We start from the raw sequence: 19077 nt of genomic DNA on the forward strand, positions 1-19077 counted from the left end.
CGCCGAAACGAAGCCTGAGTACAGGCGTTAGAGGAGTTCAGCCGTGAGACGTTTGTCACCCGCGTTATTGACGATGGTCATGCTGGGAGTCGTCGGACTTCTGGTGGTGATGTATGTGGGTAAGAAGCTGCTGGCCCGCGAAGCGCCCCCCCTGGTCGACACGAACGTCAGCGTTCCCATGTCGCTGACCGACCTGGAACCGGGAACCCGCATCACCGAAGCGAATCTGGCCACAGGTCCCGCTGCACGTACCAAGCTGACCCGTGATGTGGTTCTCACCAGCCGCGCCCTGGTGGGCCGTGTCGTGAAGAACAAGATTCTGGCCACCGAGCCGATCAAGTCGTCCGACCTGTATCCGCCCGGAGTGAACGCTCCGCTGGTGCTGGAGCCGGGGATGGTCGCAGTGACGGTTCCATCCACCTCCCCGATCCCCGCGACGCGTGGGCAGTACGTCGACATTCATTTCATCCCTGACAGCGATCCCGATCTGGAAGATACCGGCGGCCGGATCATGACTCTCTTCAAAGGGGTGAAGATTCTGCAGATCGGTTCCAGTAGTGCCAACCGCCAGAACACCGACGTGACCCTGGAACTGACACGAGAGCAGGCCAACATCATCCTGCTGGCGAAAGACAAAGGGACCCTGAACTTTGTTTATGCCCCCGAAGGCAAAGGGACAGGGGGTGTGGCCGTCAGTGACGCGGATCGCGCCACTCTGTACGAGATCCTCGGATACACCCCCACTCCGCCTGTGCCGCCGACCCCGCCTTTCGTCACCGAACTGTTCGAGGGAACCGGTCGTACGATCCACAGCTTCCAGAACGGTCGAATGATCAGCCGGTCCTATAACCTGGACGACCAGAACCTTCCGCCCCCCAACAGCGGCGACGGAAATAGCGGATCGTCGAACCCGAACGGGGGAAGAAACAACGGCAGCGGAAATGAAGCTGGAGGGGGCAACCCCGAAGGCCCTTCCGCAGCAGGGCCACGAGTTAACAGATTCAACCGATAGGGCGATTGCCCCCTGGAAATCTCCAGTTCTGAAGAGGTTTTGAGGACGTCCTCACGTGCTTGTCCGCCGACCACATTTTGCCGTTCGCGCATCACGCAGGGGTTCACTCCTGCCGGGGATCGTGCTGGCAATCCTGATCTGCGGCGGCTGCATGGCCCTCGTCTTCAACGAATACTGGCTGACCAACGTTCAGGAAGAACTGAGAACATCCACACAGGCAGTCGCCCTCGCTGCTGCTCAGGGATTAGCGAGTGATGATCTGCTGAAGCCGGAAGTCGATCCCTATGCGATCTCCGATCGCGTGCGTGAGATTGCCGACGAACAGGCCAATCGAAATCAGGTCGGTGGCCCGCAGACAGGCCGCATGGAAGTTCATCTGGGCCGTGTCCTCTTCGATCCTGCGACCGGTCAGCAGGAAACCATCGAAACCGATGAGTACCCCAACTCGGTGGTGGTCATCGGACATCGCGATCGATCGAGGAATAATCCGGTCGCAATGCTGGCTCCGTTGCTCTCGGGCCGCTCCGTGGCCGATGTCACGGTCACTGCAGAAGCGAGCATCACGAATCTGATTGCCGGACTGCGAGCCTTCGGGCCGGTCGACGTCCCTGCCTGGCCCATTGCCATTCTCGAATCCAGTTCCGACTCCAAGGTGCAGACCTGGAATAAGGAGATTGAACTGCGTCAGGGATCTGACCTCTTCAGCTGGAACGCCGAAACTCAAACCGTCGAAGAAGCTCCCGACGGGCTCCCCGAGATTCTGTTGCTTCCCAAAGGACAGCAGGGAACCAACAACGCATACCTCGTCGACATTGGAAACGGCTTGCAGGATGCCGAGATCGATCGACAGATCCACGATGGCTGGTCGGCGGAAGATCTGAGCGGATTCGGTGAGTATTTCTCCCTTCAGCAGGACCCGCTGGACCTCGAGGCCACCGACAAATTCTCGGGAGGACCGATGGAGGCTCTTGAGTCCCAGATCGGTCAGCTGCGGATCCTGCTGCTGTATTCCACCGTCAGTGGCGGGAAGGACGGAAAAACTCAGGTGAAAGTCACGCGGCTGGTTGCCGGCCGTTTAATGCATCTTTCAGAAAACCGCGAAGGCCCGCAGCTGACGTTTCAGCCGGGCGTGATTGTTACCCGGACGGCAGTGCTGGACGAAGAAGCACTCTACCAGGGGGACGCTCAAGGTAACCCGTACATTTATAAGCTTTCGATTACGCAGTGAATCGGCGAGCGGGAGACGTGAGTCTCCCGATGCCAATGAATCAGATCGCGAAATCGGGAGACTGACGACTCCCGCTCGCCAACAACAACAGGACACGTCGGAATGGTTGCTGTCGCAGAAAACTACACCGAGAGCTCCGCAGAGTTTCAGCGGATCAAAACACAGCTGCATCGCCAGATGGTCGATTCGATCGACATGTCCAAGGCGGGCGAACTGGGAGAAGTCGAGTTCCGGCGCCAGCTGGAGTCTCTGGCAACCCATCTGTGCAACCGCGCTGAAAACCAGTTGCCGGAGCGAGAACGTCCGCGGATGATCCGCGAGTTGATGGATGAGATTTACGGCTTCGGTCCGATTCAGCCGTTGATGGATGATCCGGCCGTGAGCGACGTGCTTGTCAACGGCCACGACGCAGTCTTCGTCGAACGAAACGGTCTCCTCGAAAAGACCGACGTCCGATTCGCCGACGATTACCATCTGTTGCGTTTCATACAGCGACTGGTCGGTCAGGCTGGCCGTCGAATCGACGAAGTTTCACCGATGGTCGACGCCAAGCTGGCCGACGGTTCGCGTCTGCATGCAGTGATCCCCCCTCTGGCACTGCGTGGCCCCACCCTTTCCATTCGTCGATTCAAGACACAGATCGTGCGGATCGAAGACATGGTCCAGACCGGGACGCTGGCCCCGGAGATGGCAGACTTCCTGATTCAGATTGTCCGTTCCCGCATGAACGTGCTCCTCTCCGGCGGTACCGGTGCAGGAAAGACGACCATGCTCAACAACCTGAGCCGGTTCATCCCCGCGACTGAACGTGTGGTGACCATCGAAGAAACCGCGGAACTTCAACTTCAGCAGGCGGACGTCGTCGGCCTCGAAACCCGTCTTCCCAACGTCGAAGGAAAAGGACTGATCACGCCGCGTGATCTGCTGCGAAACAGTCTGCGAATGCGGCCTGACCGCATCATCGTGGGCGAAGCGCGCGGCGGCGAAGTGCTGGATATGCTCCAGGCCATGAACACCGGCCACGACGGCTCCATGAGCACCGTTCACGCCAACGATACAAAAGATGCACTGCACCGACTCGAACTGATGATCGCACTCTCCGGAGCGGAACTCCCTACGCAGGTGACCCGGCAGTACATCGCCTCCGCGATTCAGATCTTCGTCCACATCGCCCGACTCGCCAGCGGAGAACGAAAGCTGATGCGAATTTCCGAACTAACGGGCGTCGTCGATGGCGAGTTTCGTCTTGAAGACATTTACGTCTATCGAATGGCCGGTATCGATGCTCACGGCAAGGCGATCGGCTCGTTCTATGCCACCGGATATGAACCGGAGTGTCTGCGAAAAATGGCTTCACGCGGATTCGAATTGAATTCGAAACTGTTTACCGCACGTGAACTGAAGACCGGAATGGAATACCGCACGAATATCTAGACCAGTTTGGTCTATCATGTGCAGGCGATCCAGGATTTTCACCGCATGAAAGTCCATATGATCGCCTGCGGAACGTAATAGATTATTGGCAAAACAGCTCTAGAGCAGATCTGACGAAACTGTGGCTTTCCGACGGCGATCAACACAGCTTTCGATCGATCAATCCTCCCGAATCGCCGTCACACACCCCAGAGACAGGGGCTCAGTGACGCGTTTTTGAATGACATCATGGCGAACACAATCTTAAAACCAGGTCGAGACTTCTCAGGGATCCTTCGCCAGACGGAGACCTTCGCAGTCCCGAACGATCCGTCGCTGGGGAATCAGCTGAACAGCTGGTTCGACCGGCTGATGCTGCAATCGGGGATGATCACCTCTCCGACGATGGTGCTGGCGTTGTGTCTGTGCTCGGGCCTGACGCTCGGCGGACTCATGTTCGTCTGGCAGGAAAACCTGATCACGACCGCCATGGCGGCGTTTCTGGGATTTCTCATTCCGATCGTCGTCTCGATGGTGGTGCGGGCCAGAAGACAATCGATGATGGTGCATCAGCTCCCCCCCATGATCGACGAGCTCTCCCGCGCAGCCAAAACCGGCCGCAGTCTTGAAAACTGTCTCCTGCAGGTCGCGACCGACACTCCCAATCCACTCGGAGCCGAACTGCGGAACTGCACCCGCAAGCTGTCGCTGGGACTCGACATCGATGAAGCCCTGGCGGAGTTGCCGGACCGCACGGGTCTGGTTGCCACCAGCGTGCTGGCGACGGCCCTTTCGGTTCATCGGCAGACGGGGGGTGACCTCGTGCGTGTGCTCGATCGACTCTCCCAAACACTTCGCGACCGCATCCAGTTTCAGGGTCGTCTCAAGGCGGCCACTGCTGCCAGCCGTGCGACTGCCTTTTTGATGATCATTCTGCCCCCAGCCATTCTCGCGTTCTTCGTGTTCCGCGATCCGAATTACCTGACCACGCTGTTCGCCTCATCCTGGGGATCGCGATGCACGATCCTGGCGTTCATCCTGGAATTCATCGGAGCCGTCTGGGTCATCCGCGTGCTGCAGAAGAGCAATCAGAGTTAATGAAAAACAGAAGCGAGTGACGAGACTCTCCCGCTGTTGAAGAAGCCATTGCCATGAACTTTTCCCAGATCATCGAACAGCTCAAGGTTCAATACGACAAGTTGAATCTTCCGCCCCTGACGTCGTCGCAGTTCAACCAGCTGACGATCGGGATCGGCACGGTCGTGCTGCTGTACGTAATGTTCAAGCTGTGGCAATGGAGACGACGACGGGCCCAGGCGGCAGCGAACGCACCCAAGATGCGTCCCCGCCAACGTCCGCAGACACCAGCCACGCCAGCCCCACCCGTCACGGTCGTCCAGAGCACTGCAGCATCCACTTCCGGTCCGGCTCCGTCAGAATCCGTCTCTCCTACGGAAAAGACAACCATTTTCGAAGGGGACGAATCGACAGCGCGACGCGGATATGCAGCGAGCAACTACTGGCCGGTCGAACCCAAGTCCGTCGTCAAGAAGAACCTGTTCGAAGATGTGGGAGAAGAATACCCCTGGGCGGACGGCAGCGACTACGCTTTCGGCGCAGCCACCCCCGTTCTCTCCGAACTGCTCCCGACGACCGAAGAGGGTCGCCGGGCACTCACCAAGTCTCTTCGGAATGCCGGGTACTACACTCCGCATGCCTGGCAGAATCTATCAGCGGTCCGCTACCTGGGGATTGTCCTTCCGATCATTCTCTTCGGGGCACTGCTGATCGTAGTGCCGGAATCGCTCGAAGCTTACATGATCGCCGGAATGGTGGTCGGTCCCGCCATCGGCTGGGCCTTGCCGACATTGTACATTCGAGGAAAGGCTGCCAACCGGCTGCGGGAAATCGAAAACGCCATGCCGGACATGCTGGACCTGCTGAACATGTGTGTCTCCCAGGGGATGACCGTCCCGGCCTCGCTGCGACGAGTCGGACAGGACATTGCCCCCGTGTATCCCGCACTCGCGAAAGAACTGAATATCGTCGCCGATCAGGCACGCGTCGGGCATCTCACCGAAGCTCTGAGCAACTTCAGCGAGCGGGTCGACACCCCGGACGTGCACTCGTTCTCGTCTTTGATGATTCAGACCGAGCAGATGGGAACAAGCGTCTCAGAAGCCCTGAACGACTACAGCGACAGCATGCGGGAAGCTCAGAAGCAACGGGCGGACGAAAAGGCGAATGCAGCGACATTCAAGCTGCTTTTCCCCACAGTGCTGTGCCTGATGCCTGCGGTGTTCCTGTTCCTGATGGGCCCCGCCCTGATCGAACTCAACCGGTTCTTCGCCGGCGGCGGTCTGGAAGGCCTGGACCGAGGAGCCAGCCAGGCGATCGAACGCCAGCGGTAAGAGCACGAGGATTTCAACCAGACACTTCACCACTCAGAGACTGAAAATCTGAGTCGGGTTGCCATAGAGGCTTTCTACGGACACTATTCATAGTGCCCCGTGCTACAAGAAAGCTTTGAACTATGTCTGCCGAAAAGTCTGATGCCCTGGTCATTCGCCAGGCGGATTTCAGTGAATCCAGCCGGGTGGTGACCCTCTTTACCCGGGATTTCGGCAAAATCTCGTGTCTGGCCAAGGGGGCCAAGCGGTTGCGAAGCGCGTTTGAGGTCTCGCTCGACCTGCTCTCCCAGTGCCGCATTGTCTTTCTACCGAAGTCCTCCGGCAGCTTGGACTTGCTAACGGAATCCCAGCTCATCAAACGGTTTCAGCCGCAGGCGGGCAGTCTCTCACACCTCTATGCCGGGTATTACATCGCAGAACTTCTGAATGCACTGACTGAGGAAGGGGATCCGCATCCGGAACTCTACGCTTTTTCTGTCGAAACTCTGGCCCGGCTGGAACAGATCGATTCCATTTTCGACCCCGTTTGCCGCTTCGAGCTTTCCCTGCTTCGCGAAATTGGGCAGATCCCCGATTTTGAAACCTGCACAATCTGCCAATCGGAGATTTCTTCTGACGACTCTTCGCGATTTTGGGTCACTCAGAGCGGATTGATCTGTTCAAGCTGCGGCACTTCGGAGTATCAAACCGCCGAATTCCAACCGGGAGTGTTGTCCCTTCTCCGTCAACTCGCGGCAGAAGGGGGCTCACCGGTGCAGGTCAATGAACTGAACCCCCGTCACAAGAAAGAGATCCGTAAACTGCTGACGGCCGCGATTTCCCATGTTCTGGGGAAGCGGCCCAAGACGTTACCCCTGTTGAATTTTTAACCCTCCCCCTCCGCGTTTTTCCGGAAATTCGATCCGGGAAATCGTTCGCGACCGCGTCCCGTTCGGGTCCGCGGCACATAGAGCGAGTTGATGCCTCGAACATCACCATTCAGAAATCGACGCGTGGCCCGTTGCACACTGGCCTTACTGCTCTCCTCCGGGATGGCTGTCGGTTCAGGGTGCGGCAGCATGTCTTCGCTCACGCGCAAAGAGCAGGTGAAAGAGGAGCTCGACAACAATCCCAAATATTCAATTGCCGGCGTTCAGGGTCCGACCGAACGCAATCTGAGTAAGACCAACTGGGAACGCAAACGGGCGGAACTGCTGAAACACGGCGATGAAGCCACCACCCGGGCACTGCAGAATTACGATGACGCCCGGGCCCTGTACGATCAGGGCAAATACGCTGAAGCAGAAAAAGGATTCAAGTCCGTCGTGAAAGAGCGGCGCGATCTGCACGAAGGATTCATGGCGAAGTTCCGCCGCATGTGGGGCGTCAGTCCCCAAAAAGGGACCGACCTGTACTCCACATACGGGGATGCGATCGAAGAAGATTCCCTGTACATGGTGGCGGAATGTCAGTACGCCCAGCGGAAATATCCCGACGCGGAAAAGAGTTACCAGGAGCTTCTGGTCAAGTATCCTTCGACCCGGTATCTCGATCCGGTGACCCGGCAGCTCTTCCGCATTGCCCGCTACTGGCTCGACTTCCCCGAAGATGTCGGCGCGACGGGAGATGCCGAAATCAAGATGGCCAACCATGAAGCCCAGGACCTGGGGAACATGGAGCAGCCGATCAAAAAGGCATCCGCAACCACACGCGTCCCCGTCCTGCCGAATCTGACGGATGAGACCCGGCCGCTGTTCGATACCTACGGTCGCGGCAAACAGGCATTGCGATCGATCTGGCTGCACGATGCGACCGGTCCTCTCGCGGATGACGCATTGATGCTCGCAGCGAACCATGCACTGCGCACTGAAGACTTCGTCGAAGCAGCCCGGCTTTATGCCCTCCTCCGGGAGCAGTATCCCGACAGCCGGCATCTGAAAGACGCATATCTCCTCGGATCACACGTGACTCTGGCCAGCTACATGGGCCCGGCCTACGACGGCAAGAGTCTGGAAACATCACGCGAATTGAAGCAGGAAATGCTCGCCCTGTTTCCCGATCTCACACCGGAACAGCGCGAACAGCTGACTGACGAAGTGAACCGCCTGCAGGAGGCCGAAGTGGCCCGGCTGTGGGATCTGGTCGAGTTCTACAACGTCAAACGCATGAATCCGGCAGTCAAACTGCACTGCTACCTGATCATCAACCGGCATCCTGATTCGAAATATGCTGAGATGGCCCGAAAGGAACTCCAGCGAATCGAACAAAAGGAACTCGCCTGGGAATCGTCCATCTGGAACTTGAACAAGAAGCCGCGGCAGGCGCCGCCAGAGAAGCAGGCTGCAGCTCCTCAGGCCACCCCCGGCAAAGTCACTCTGCCACCTGCAGGAACAACTCCGGCCCAGACGCCGCCACCAGAAAAACGTGAACCCGAGAAGATGCCGGAGCCTCCGGCAAAACCCAGTCTGTTACAGCGAATGAATCCGCTCCGACGAGCAGAGCAACCACCGAAGCTGGAACCAATTGAAGAGGACAAGGAAGAAGTCGATCCCAACAAGTCAGACTCCCAGTCCGATGACACCCCCCTCCGTGCTTCCTTCGAGGGCAAATGACGTCGAACGACCGATGATGAACCTCACGGACAATCGAATCCTGCGTCGTGTACGAGTCCCCCTCGTGCTGTGGATGAGCGTCTGCCTGAGTGGCTGCGGCTACATCGTCGGGAGTCCTTATGGACCAGAAGTGCGGACGATCGATGTCCCCACGTTCACCAACGATGCCTATCAGGCTTCTTACACCAACGACGGTTTTCGCCGCGGTTTCGAATTGCAGCTGACCGAAGCCGTCCAGATGCAGATTCAGAACCGCACGCCGTTTCGACTGGTGAAAGGGGCCGCTGCGGATACGCGACTGACCGGGCGAGTCGTCAATGTCGGCAAGACTGTTGCGAACCAGAACAAGTACGACGACCCGCGCGAGCTGGAGCTGAGCCTCGGAGTCGAAGTCACGTGGGAAGACCTGCGGAGCGGTGCGATTCTCGCTCAGCAGACCGTTCCCGTCGACGCGCAGGTGGCACAGGCAGTCGTCAACACCAGCTTCGCACCTGAGCCGGGACAGTCACTGGCAACAGCAACTCAGAGTGGCGTGAACCAGATGGCCCGGCAGATCGTCAGCCTGATGGAGTCGCCCTGGTAAAACGAGTGCGGGGCGGGAATATCTCGCCCGTACTCCAGCTTGACGCTTCTCAGTAGAGTCATGGCGCTGACGGTTTTGTCTGTGCCTTTCTCATTCAGTTCGCCTTCAGTTCCGCTTCGATCAGCTGAATTTGGTCACGCACCTTGGCAGCCAGTTCATACTGCTCTTCATCGACAGCGGACTTCAGTTCATTCTTGAGACGAATCAGTTCGTGCTGACGCCTGCTGTTTTCCGACACCTTCGGCGGAAACTTGCCGACATGCTGGGTCTCGCCGTGAATACTCTCCAGCAGCGGGAGCAGTTCACTGTGGAAAACTTCGTAATCGCGGGGACAGCCGAGACGTCCCTGGCTGCGGAACTGCTTGAAGGTGATGCCGCAGTGCGGGCAGGACCGGACCCCGACCTCGGGAAGATCTTCATCCGTCTCGGTATCGATCTCTTTGGATGAAGAGTAGGCGGTCCCGTATTCGTCCGGGATGCCCCCGACTTCGACCGTGTTGAGATATTCCTGCGCACAGGTCTCACAAAGATGCAGGGAGATGGATTTACCCCCCTTGAGCTCTGTGATGTGCAATGTGGCCTGCTTTGTACAACGCAAACACTTTTTCACAACGGCCACCCTGATACGTTCTACGATTTCGCGGAGCGACACCCCGCCAATCCAGAGAGTTCTTCACTGACAGCTGATTTACCAGTTCAATTCTAGGCACGGGGATATCAGTGTCAATTGCCGGGGGGAATCACGCGGAGGACCGCCTGATTTGGCGGGCGTCGAGAGTCCGAGTCCGAGCCAAACCGAAGCGGAGATGATTGGGGATTGGGGATTGGGGATTGAGGGCGGAACCTATTCAGCCTCCCCAGCCCAGCCCAGCCCTCAACAATGAACTCTCAACTCTCAACTCTCAACATATTTGACAAAACGCTGGTCGCCCGTGACAACTGATCGAAACTGACGATCCCGTTTCCGTACCCCTTCCGTTCGCAGCCGGATTTCTCAAATTTCTCCTCCTGTACACTCCCGCTTCGCCTCTGATCCGATTCCGAAAGTCGCTGTCGTCGGGGGCGGGCTCGCGGGGATTGCAGCTGCGACCGCACTGGCACAGGCGGGGCTCAAAGTGACCTTGCTGGAGACAAGACAGGCGCTCGGGGGCCGGGCGACTTCTTACACCGACGCCGAATCGGGTGCGGTCATCGATAACTGCCAGCACGTCAGCATGGGCTGCTGTACGAACCTGCGGCACCTGTGTACCTCACTTCAGATCGACACGTCCTTCGAAACTCAGGACGAACTCTATTTCATCTCCCCCAGCGGGATTCAGACGACTTTCCGGGCAGATCCTCTGCCTGCTCCGTTTCATCTCACCCGGGCTTTCTGGAGGATGCCGGAACTCACTTTCTCCGACAAATGGCGATTCGCTCACGCCGTACGCAAGCTGGCGTCCAGCTCCCCGGATTCTCTGGCGGGTCAGAATTTTCACGCCTGGTTGAAACGAAACGGGCAGTCGGACGAGCTGATTCGCAATGTCTGGGAAGTCGTGCTCGTCAGTGCCCTGAGTGAATCTCTCGACAGAATTGATGCCGTCTACGCACGCAAGGTCATGGTGGACGGCTTTCTCACCAACAGCAGCGGTTGGAAGGTCGAAATCCCCCGCATCAGTCTGGATGAACTCTACTCCGATCGAACTCTCAGTGCGCTGCAGCTGCTGGGAGTGGAGGTTCACTGCCAGGCTCGTGTCGCTTCGATCGTCTCAAGCTCCCGCATGGTCCAGTCGCTGCTTCTGCAGGACGGGCGGGAAATCATTGCGGATCAGTTCGTGCTTGCAGTTCCCCAGCATCAGCTGGGAGTACTTCTCTCCACGCAGCCGGCACTGCATCCTCTCAGCCAGCAGATTGAACAGATTCAGACCGCTCCCATCACAAGCATTCATCTCTGGTTCGATCGACCCGTCATGACATTGCCGCACGCAGTTCTGGTGGGCCGCCTGGGACAATGGGTCTTCGCTCGAGGCACTGGCCAGACCCCTCGCGGCACCGGATACCTGTATCAGGTCGTGATCAGCGCCAGTCGGCATCTGCATGAGATGACACAGCAGCAGGTCGTGGATCATGTGGTTGAAGAGCTGCAATCGATCTGGCCCGACGCTGCCGCAGCCACACTCCTGCATCATCGCATGATTACCGAGCGGAGAGCGGTCTTTTCGGTTGCTCCGGGGATCGACCATCTTCGCCCGACTCAGCAGACTGCGATTGGCAACCTGCAGCTGGCGGGCGACTGGACGCAGACCGGCTGGCCCGCGACCATGGAAGGAGCGGTCCGCAGCGGTTACCTCGCATCTGCGAACATCCTGCACAGCTACGGCATTTCCGCCCCGGCCGTGCAGCCCGATCTCCCGCGCGGCTGGCTTGCAAGCTGGCTGTGGGGGAGGAAGTGAGGAAAAGGGGACAAGGGAATCAAAGAGAATTCGTTTAACAGCCCACTTGAAGTGGGCAGCTAAACGGGATTTCACAACGTTGTATCAAGACTGAACACATGCAGCATCTGGAAGCCAATCGTCGTGCGTGGGATGAACTTGCGCGGGCTCAGAGTCAATTCGCCAATGTCGCCACGGATGAAGAGTGCGCTCAGCCGCTTTTGACTCTCGACCGCCGCGGCTGGCTGCCCGGTTCCGTCAAAGGAATGGAAGTACTCTGTCTGGCAGCAGGGGGTGGCTGGCAGTCGATTCTGTACGCGATGGCGGGAGCACGCGTCACCGTTGTGGATCTCAGCGAAGAGATGCTGAAGCGGGATGAACACGAGGCACAGCGAAGAAATCTCGATATCAAGATCGTCCGCGCCCCCATGGAAGACCTTTCCATCTTCGCTGCCGATTCCTTTGATATTGTGCATCAACCGGTCAGCACCTGCTACGTCCCTCGCATCCGCGAAGTCTATCAGGGGATCGCCCATGTCCTGCGGGATCAGGGACTCTACATCAGCCAGCACAAGCAGCCGGGAAGTCTGCAGGTGATCGAACGGGACAGGCAGGACCGGTACGTCATTGGGATCCCGTATTACTACGGCGATCCTCTCCCTGCGGTCCCTGATACCGCCTACCGTGAACCGGGAGCGGTCGAGTACCTGCATCGCTGGGAACAGCTGGTGGGTGAGCTGTGTCGTTCCGGATTTGTGATAGAGGACGTCGTGGAGCCCCGGCGGGGAGACCCTGCTGCCCGGCCCGGCCATTACAAGCATCGCGGCATGTTCGTCGCGCCGTATGTGCGGATCAAGGCCCGCCGAATCCGTCAGAAACCGGTGAGCGACCGCTCGCCGATCTGGGTTCCCGAATCTTCAGGGTGAACCTTGTAAAAGCGAGGTTTGTCCCGCTCCTGGGATTCCACGAGATTTTCGCCGCTGTCCCGGTTCCAATGTAGAAAGCAGGGCTATAATACCCCGTGCGGGACGACAGACGGAATCATAGGAGATGTTGGGAGATGGGCGCGGCCACCAATCTGTCTGAATATCCCGGGTCTGACCTTTCGTTCGCTCAGGATGCGTCTGTGATCCAACATCTTCACACTGGGGGAGTTCGACAAGCCCGGACATCCGGGCTACGGGCCAATTTGCTTCGACAATGCAATCGTCTTTCCTTAATGGGATTGATGCTGGTTGCAGTTCTGGGACTCTCCCGCACAGTCTTCGCAGTGAACCCTCCCGGACCGGCAGTCGCCCCGATTGCCCGCATTGTGCCGGTCACCAGCCCGATCGGTGATGAAACACTGGGGCTCGTTCGCCGCACTATGCTGGAGATGCAGGACACAGCGGCACGGGAAGACCGAAAGGGAATCGTCTTTCTCGAAATCAGTCCCGGGAGCAGTCCGTTTCATTCCTGCTATGCATTGGCAGACTTTCTGACGGAGTCACCGTTTTCCAATGTCACGACCGTGGCGTGGGTCCCGGAATCGGTCTCGGGTTACAACGTGCTGGTGGCACTGGCCTGCCAGGAAATCGTCATGGCTCCCGGGGCGTCGCTGGGGGATCTGGGAAATGGAGAAGCCGTCTCGCCCGACCAGCAGACGATCATCCGCAATATCGTCGATCGACGTCGCAACACCCGAGTCTCACTCCCGTTGGTCAATGCGATGATGGACCCTTCCGTCTCGCTCGTGCAGCTGACGATTGAAACTTCTCCCGGAGAGAAGGAGTCCCGTCTGGCAACATCGACGGAAGCCCGCCAGCTTCAGGATCAGGGAGTGGTCATTCTGGACTCCAAGACGATCAGCGAGGCCGGAACGGCAGGCGTTCTCACCGGCACTCAGGCCCGCGCTCGCGATGTGCTCGCAGTACGAACCGCAGAAAGCCGACGCGACCTGATCGAAGGGTACGGACTGGGGATCGACTCCCTGAAAGAACTTTCACCCGCTGAACCGGTCAGTAAAGTCGTCTACATCGAATTGCATGATGTCATTGATGAAGTCTTTGAGTCCTTCGCTCAGCGGCAGATCGATCGTGCAGTGAAGTCAGGGGCCCAGGTCATCGTTTTTGAAATCGATTCTCCCGGAGGTCTGCTCTCCGTCTGTGCTGACCTGTCCCAGACGATCGCTCACCTCAGCGAAAAGAACGTCAAAACGGTCGCATACATCCCCCGTGAGGCGATCAGCGGCGGGGCGATTCTGGCTGTTGCCTGCGATGAAATTTACATGAAGCCGGACGCAAAGATCGGCAATGCCATCCCCATCAACCTGATGGGACCGATGATTGTGCGGGCTGAAGAGAAGGTTTTGAGCATCGAACTGGAACTGCTCCGCAGCCTCGCTGAGCAGAAACATCGTCCCCCTGCTGTCATCGAAGGCTTCGCCGACAAGGATCTCGAAGTCTTTCAGGTGACACAGAAATCGACCGGCCGCAAGTGGTACATGTCCGCCGAGGAGATGGCACAGAACGAGAACGAATGGATTCCGGGGCCTCGGGTTCCGGAGTCGCGGCCGGGAATCGCCATCATGGTGAACGGAGTCCGCGCCCATGACCTGATGATCTCCGAACGCCCCGTTCAGGACATCGAGGAACTCAAGCAGCGAATCGGCGTTCCGTCCGATATGAAGTTCCGCACGATCGGCAGAACATGGATCGATACGCTGGTGTTCAACCTGAACACCCCCGCGATGGCCGGTTTTCTGTTCTTCATCGCCATCGTCTGCATCTACATCGAGATGGCCACGATGACCGGATTTTTCGGGATTGTGTCCGCCCTGGCGTTTGCCATCTTCTTCTGGAGCAAGGTCATGGGGGGCACTGCCGACAGCCTGGAACTGGCATTGTTTGCTGTCGGGGTTGGCTGTCTGGCACTGGAATTATTCGTGATTCCCGGATTCGGAATCTTCGGCATCTCAGGGATCCTGCTGGTGATCGGTTCGCTGATCATGGCCAGCCAGACCTTTACCGGGTTCAGCCTGGAATACGACATGGCACGGGCCGGGAAAACGTTTGCCACATTCGCAGCGTCACTCATCGTCGTCGTGATTGTCTCGGCAATCCTCAGCCAGAATCTGCACCGCATCCCCTTACTGAAGGATCTCGTCCTCACCGCCCCAGGGACTCACGAATTCTCACCCGGCGAACCGCGACTCAAGCCCGAACTGGCGCCCGACCAGATGGCATTGATGGGGGCCACCGGTGAGGCGGTGACCATTCTGCGTCCTGCAGGGAAAGCGAAGTTTGACGGTCGTCTGCTCGACGTCGTCAGCGACGGTCCGTTCGTCCCCGAGGGAGCCACCGTCACTGTGGTGCAGGTCAGCAAGAACCGGATCGTCGTTCGCCAGGCCTGAATTGCTTCAAGGCGAACGATGGCGGCCGATCGGAAGTGACTTGTAAATCCGCAGCAACCCGAGCAGCAGGACCAGCAAGCCCACCGATAATCCGGCCGCCAACAGCATCGAGATCGGGTCCCCGAAGAAGCGTCGGACCGCAAACATCGAGACCCGGTCCCGAACAGCATGGGACGACAGGACGAATTCCGCCATCCAGATCCATCGCCAGAAGAACAGGACCAGCACACTCGCCAGCGCGAGAAATGGACCATAGGGAAGTGCAGCGCGATTTCCGCGCAGACGCTCGAGCCCGCCAATCCCCAAAGCCAGAACAGGGGCCAGCAGGGTGATCACCACCGTGGGCTGCCAGCCTAGATAAGCTCCCACCATTGCCATCAGCAGGATATCTCCGGAGCCAAGTGCGTTCATTCCGAGAATCCATGAGCCGATCCAGCGAATCAGCCACGTCAGGCCAATCCCGCAACACATCCCTGCCAGACTCCATGCCAGTCCGTGCAGATGAGGATGTGCCGAAAGCCACGCTGGAATGAACGGGCCCCGCAGCTGGGGAATCTCCGCATTCCAGTCGACCCAGACATGCGCGAGTTGAAACTGCCCGGAAATCACCGCCCCCAGCACCGCAATCACCACACCCACCTTGCAGCACCAGTCGAGAATGAAGTAGCTGCGCAGGTCCGTCGCAGTAATGATTGTCAGCAGGGCGATGAACGTCAGATGATAAAGGACTCGGGCTTCCTTCCATCCCGGTGCAGGGATGACCTCGGGCGTACTCTGAGAATTCCAGGCCATCGCCATCCAGACAAAGCAGGCTCCCAGCATCGCCCCGACAATACCGAAGGCCATCGGCCATCGCCCGGGGGGTAGCTGAAGATCCTTCATGGCCTGCCGGGTCCCCACCCCGCTGCAGACCCCGGTCAGCAGACCGAGAATGCACGCCAGCCATGGAAGCGGAATATGGAAGAAGTCTGAAATCACGGGGCACTTAGAAAAACTGAGTCAATGTTCTGTACGGATTTGATGATTCACCACGGAGGCACAGAGGCACGGAGGCGAGTAGGTAACCGCGAATCACACGAATTCAGCGAATAAAATCTTAAAGCGTACTCGCTCTAACGCCATTACATATTCATTCGCTCAATTCGTTCGATTCGCGGTTAAAAAAACCTTCTCCGTGCCTCCGTGTCTCCGTGGTACCAACCCTCCCCGACCAGCCGCCCCCTTAATCGAGATCCAGATCCTCATAGATCGCTGAATTGAGTTCCTTGAAGCGGTGATTGTGTACCTGCTCGCCCGGGAGGCCGTTTGCGACTGCGGTCACCACCAGCTTGTATTTTGGATCCGCGAAACCAATGGAGGACTGTGCCCCTCCGTGCCCGAACGAGTTTTCTGAAGCGTGTCGACCGAAACCATACGGCACGGTTTCAGCTCCGTAACGATTCGAGTTAATGATGATCCCCAGGCCGAAGTCGACGACGTGCTGAAACGTCGCGTCGAACTCCCCTTGCCGGCGACGTTGAAGCATGAGCCGGACGATCTCCGGGTCGAGCAACGACGTCCCGTCGGCAGTCGTTCCCTGCCGCAGCAACATCTCATAAAAGCGGGCCAACTCACGGATCGGACCACGCATGCTCCCGCCGGGGCTGGGAGTCAGACAATATTCATCGGTGTTGCCCGGAGTGGGAGTCAGAACATCATTCTGCGATGAATACGTCGTTCCCAGCCGAGGTCGAAACTCGTCCAGACGATCTGTCGGAATCGCCATCCAGCTATTGAACATCCCCAGGGGTTCAAGAACGTCCTGCCGGATAATCTGGTCGACCGTCCGTTGCTGTGCGTCGACTCTCTGCAGCATCTCCCCCAGGATGAACCAGCTGCGGGCGGGATCATAGCCGCATTCCAGGCCATCCCCCCGGTCCCGACGTGTTCCGGTCTGGCAGATCTTGTCCACAATCTCACCCCATGTTCTTTTCGGCCAACCGGTAGCAATCGGCTTGAGTCCCGCCGTGTGGGTCAGGAGATTCTCCAGAGTGATCGCTTCTTTGCCTGCGGCCGCGAACTCAGGGATGACGTCGCAAACCGGGCTTTCAAGTTTCAGCTGGCCGTGCTGGACTCGCTGGAGAATGGCAGCAGCGGTCAAAGGCTTTCCGGCACTCAGCCAGGGAAGCAGGAAGTCAGGTGTCAGCGGTACTTCAGAGACATTTTCGCCCACCGCGAAATCGGCAACTGGTTCGAAATCCCGGGAGATGAAGACCTGCATCCCCCGGTGAAGCTGATGCGAGATCCCGTGCTGAATGACCTGATAAGTCCGGGGGAAACGTTCCTGTGGAAGTGAATTCATCTGCGGAAGGGGATTGCGGGTGAGGGCATTGAGCACGGTCTGCGTGCGAGATTCCAATTTGATCTGATGGCTGGCCGGGCGTCAGACTCCAGTGACATCATCTTTCTTGAACGCTACCTGAAAGATGGTCGTCACTCCATTTCCTTTTTCGGAATACCCCTTGCGAATCTGGACCCGCCAGACGAGGTCTTCCGGGAGAGCATCGAATCCTTCTTCGGCAGAGATCAGGTAGGTTTCGTACGATTCACCAGGCTGCAGCACCTTCCCGAGCTCCTGACCGGCCAGATCCCAGTCGCTGTCGACCGGCAACCGGTAAAGCTGAACTGTGGGAGCATTGCGGTCGGTCGTGCCTTCGGGCGAGATGAAATAGTTGGTAAATTCCACTGGTTGCCCCGCCTTGCTGACCCAGCGGAGGACGAGATTGCGGTCCAGCGGAGCAATCACCTGATCCTTGGAAAGATTTGTCAAACGGAGCTTGAGTTTCCAGACGGGCGATGTGGGAGGATGAGTTCTGGTCGAATCCCCGGAGTAGTGAACGAAGTCGACCGGCTCCCGCGTAATTGACAGGGGTTCTACGAGAATATTGCCGAACCGTTGCTGTTCATGAAAATGAAGCGTGTGACCAGCGGGGAGTCGTGCATTCGCCGGCACGTAGGTCAGCTCGCCCTCTTTCTGGGTCGCAATGTCAGGCAGACTTTCCAGTTGATGCGGATGACCATGCTCGTAGATCTGCCGCATCAGCAAGGCGAGAAAGGCGATTGTGATCGCACTGGCGTAGCTGGCGAGAATCACAAATGATCGACTTGGACTGGCAGGCACGACAGAGGTCGCAACGGGATTTTGATCGTAAGTTTGCCCCACGGATAAAGCATCTGCCCCGGTCCCCGATGGGGAGGTCCTTGCAGAAGCGTCAGGGCCTATCGGGAATTTCGGCCATGATTGTCTGGCCTTGTCGATATCCTCCGCGCGGAGAACTTCAGTGTGCCCTTCATTCTCTTCTTCAGTCGCAAAGGATGAACTCAGTTCCTCAAGAACAGCTGACTCCACCACCGGAAAATCGGGAGGGGTATGGTACTCGGCCCGAGCTGGAGAGCTTCCAAAGTTGGGCGTGGTGGGACTTGGGACGTCTGCCGACAAGCTTTGAGCAGGAGTGGTTTCGGAAGCAGCCTGCGTGAGCTCGACTCCCGCTTCCACCGACTTCCCGTTGTCCGAACCCTCGTTCACCGCGCCTTCTTCCGGCCGATTCTCTGCCGGGCCAAAGCTGGAATCCCCCTGCGAGAGGAGAAACTTTCGGTTGGGCATGATGACCGTTGTTCCATCGGAGTCATTCAGAATCGGTGCAGGAACCGAGTTGATTTCCCCCTGAACGGCCGCAACGTCGACGGTTTCTGTCCCCTCTTCCTTCGGGGACAGCCCTAATACGTCCACTGACAGGACATCATCATGAATGGATTCAGAAGCGTTGAGATCCTTTCCTGCTGTCGACGCTTCGCCATCCAGAGCAGGGAAGGGGGGATCTTTCTTCTCCAACTGGGACGAGCTCGCCTGTGGATTCTTTTTGAGCCAATCAAAGTTGGGAGAGGAATCAGGTCGGTTCATTGCCTGCTCACATTCTTTACGGCTGCGTCGAGGCCCGGCGCGTTTCATCCAACGCAACACGAGGGAAACTCAGGGGATCCCTCAGCAACGCATTGTA

General features: G+C 58.0%; 15 protein-coding genes. 11 read left to right on the top strand and 4 right to left on the bottom strand.

Annotated elements, in window-relative coordinates; all coding sequences use genetic code 11:
- Positions 1-43: 43 nt before the first annotated feature.
- From cpaB to lptE, 8 genes are all read left to right on the top strand, one after another.
- Entirely contained in the window at positions 44-1012 is a 969-nt protein-coding gene (gene cpaB, locus SH661x_RS19065) for a Flp pilus assembly protein CpaB (RefSeq protein WP_437224858.1), read from the top strand.
- Between the two features lie 55 nt (positions 1013-1067).
- Complete coding sequence (locus SH661x_RS19070) at positions 1068-2240, top strand: hypothetical protein (RefSeq protein ID WP_437224860.1); 1173 nt, start codon at positions 1068-1070, stop codon at positions 2238-2240.
- Between the two features lie 102 nt (positions 2241-2342).
- Positions 2343-3674, top strand: a complete 1332-nt coding sequence (locus SH661x_RS19075) for a CpaF family protein (protein WP_437224863.1) — start codon at positions 2343-2345, stop codon at positions 3672-3674.
- Between the two features lie 228 nt (positions 3675-3902).
- The gene (locus tag SH661x_RS19080) at positions 3903-4751 is read left to right on the top strand and encodes a type II secretion system F family protein (RefSeq protein WP_437224866.1); all 849 of its coding nucleotides are present in this window, start codon (positions 3903-3905) and stop codon (positions 4749-4751) included.
- Positions 4752-4804: 53 nt separating this feature from the next.
- Positions 4805-6064 (top strand): type II secretion system F family protein, encoded by a 1260-nt coding sequence (locus SH661x_RS19085; RefSeq protein WP_437224868.1) that lies wholly within the window; start codon positions 4805-4807, stop codon positions 6062-6064.
- Positions 6065-6186: 122 nt separating this feature from the next.
- Complete coding sequence (gene recO, locus SH661x_RS19090; RefSeq protein WP_437224871.1) at positions 6187-6933, top strand: DNA repair protein RecO; 747 nt, start codon at positions 6187-6189, stop codon at positions 6931-6933.
- A 123-nt stretch (positions 6934-7056) separates the two neighbouring features.
- Positions 7057-8655: a tetratricopeptide repeat protein gene (locus SH661x_RS19095; RefSeq protein WP_437224873.1), complete on the top strand. Its 1599-nt coding sequence runs from the start codon at positions 7057-7059 to the stop codon at positions 8653-8655.
- Between the two features lie 13 nt (positions 8656-8668).
- On the top strand, positions 8669-9238 hold the full coding sequence (gene lptE, locus SH661x_RS19100) for an LPS assembly lipoprotein LptE (RefSeq protein WP_437224875.1): 570 nt from the start codon (positions 8669-8671) through the stop codon (positions 9236-9238).
- A gap of 94 nt (positions 9239-9332) precedes the next feature.
- Here lptE and SH661x_RS19105 read toward each other — a convergent pair whose 3' ends face one another.
- Positions 9333-9812, bottom strand: coding sequence for a UvrB/UvrC motif-containing protein (locus SH661x_RS19105; protein WP_437224877.1), 480 nt, complete (start codon positions 9810-9812; stop codon positions 9333-9335).
- Positions 9813-10275: 463 nt separating this feature from the next.
- Here SH661x_RS19105 and hpnE point away from each other — a divergent pair, with 463 nt between their 5' ends.
- The 3 genes from hpnE (at position 10276) to SH661x_RS19120 (ending at position 15040) form a co-directional block, all read left to right on the top strand.
- Positions 10276-11670 carry a hydroxysqualene dehydroxylase HpnE gene (gene hpnE / locus SH661x_RS19110; protein WP_437231222.1) on the top strand — a complete coding sequence of 465 codons (1395 nt, stop codon included), beginning with the start codon at positions 10276-10278 and terminating at the stop codon, positions 11668-11670.
- Between the two features lie 98 nt (positions 11671-11768).
- Positions 11769-12575 carry a class I SAM-dependent methyltransferase gene (locus SH661x_RS19115; protein WP_437224879.1) on the top strand — a complete coding sequence of 269 codons (807 nt, stop codon included), beginning with the start codon at positions 11769-11771 and terminating at the stop codon, positions 12573-12575.
- 302 nt (positions 12576-12877) lie between these two features.
- On the top strand, positions 12878-15040 hold the full coding sequence (locus SH661x_RS19120; protein WP_437224881.1) for an NfeD family protein: 2163 nt from the start codon (positions 12878-12880) through the stop codon (positions 15038-15040).
- A 6-nt stretch (positions 15041-15046) separates the two neighbouring features.
- Here the strand turns inward: SH661x_RS19120 and SH661x_RS19125 are convergent, their stop codons facing one another.
- The 3 genes from SH661x_RS19125 to SH661x_RS19135 all read right to left on the bottom strand — a co-directional run bounded on the left by SH661x_RS19125 (position 15047) and on the right by SH661x_RS19135 (position 18980).
- Positions 15047-16018, bottom strand: a complete 972-nt coding sequence (locus SH661x_RS19125) for a prepilin peptidase (RefSeq protein WP_437224883.1) — start codon at positions 16016-16018, stop codon at positions 15047-15049.
- Between the two features lie 244 nt (positions 16019-16262).
- Positions 16263-17438, bottom strand: a complete 1176-nt coding sequence (locus SH661x_RS19130) for a serine hydrolase domain-containing protein (RefSeq protein WP_437224885.1) — start codon at positions 17436-17438, stop codon at positions 16263-16265.
- A 24-nt stretch (positions 17439-17462) separates the two neighbouring features.
- Positions 17463-18980, bottom strand: coding sequence for a hypothetical protein (locus tag SH661x_RS19135; protein WP_437224887.1), 1518 nt, complete (start codon positions 18978-18980; stop codon positions 17463-17465).
- Between the last annotated feature and the right edge of the window lie 97 nt (positions 18981-19077).

The organism is Planctomicrobium stercoris (genome assembly GCF_051465655.1).
GTDB lineage: Bacteria > Planctomycetota > Planctomycetia > Planctomycetales > Planctomycetaceae > Planctomicrobium.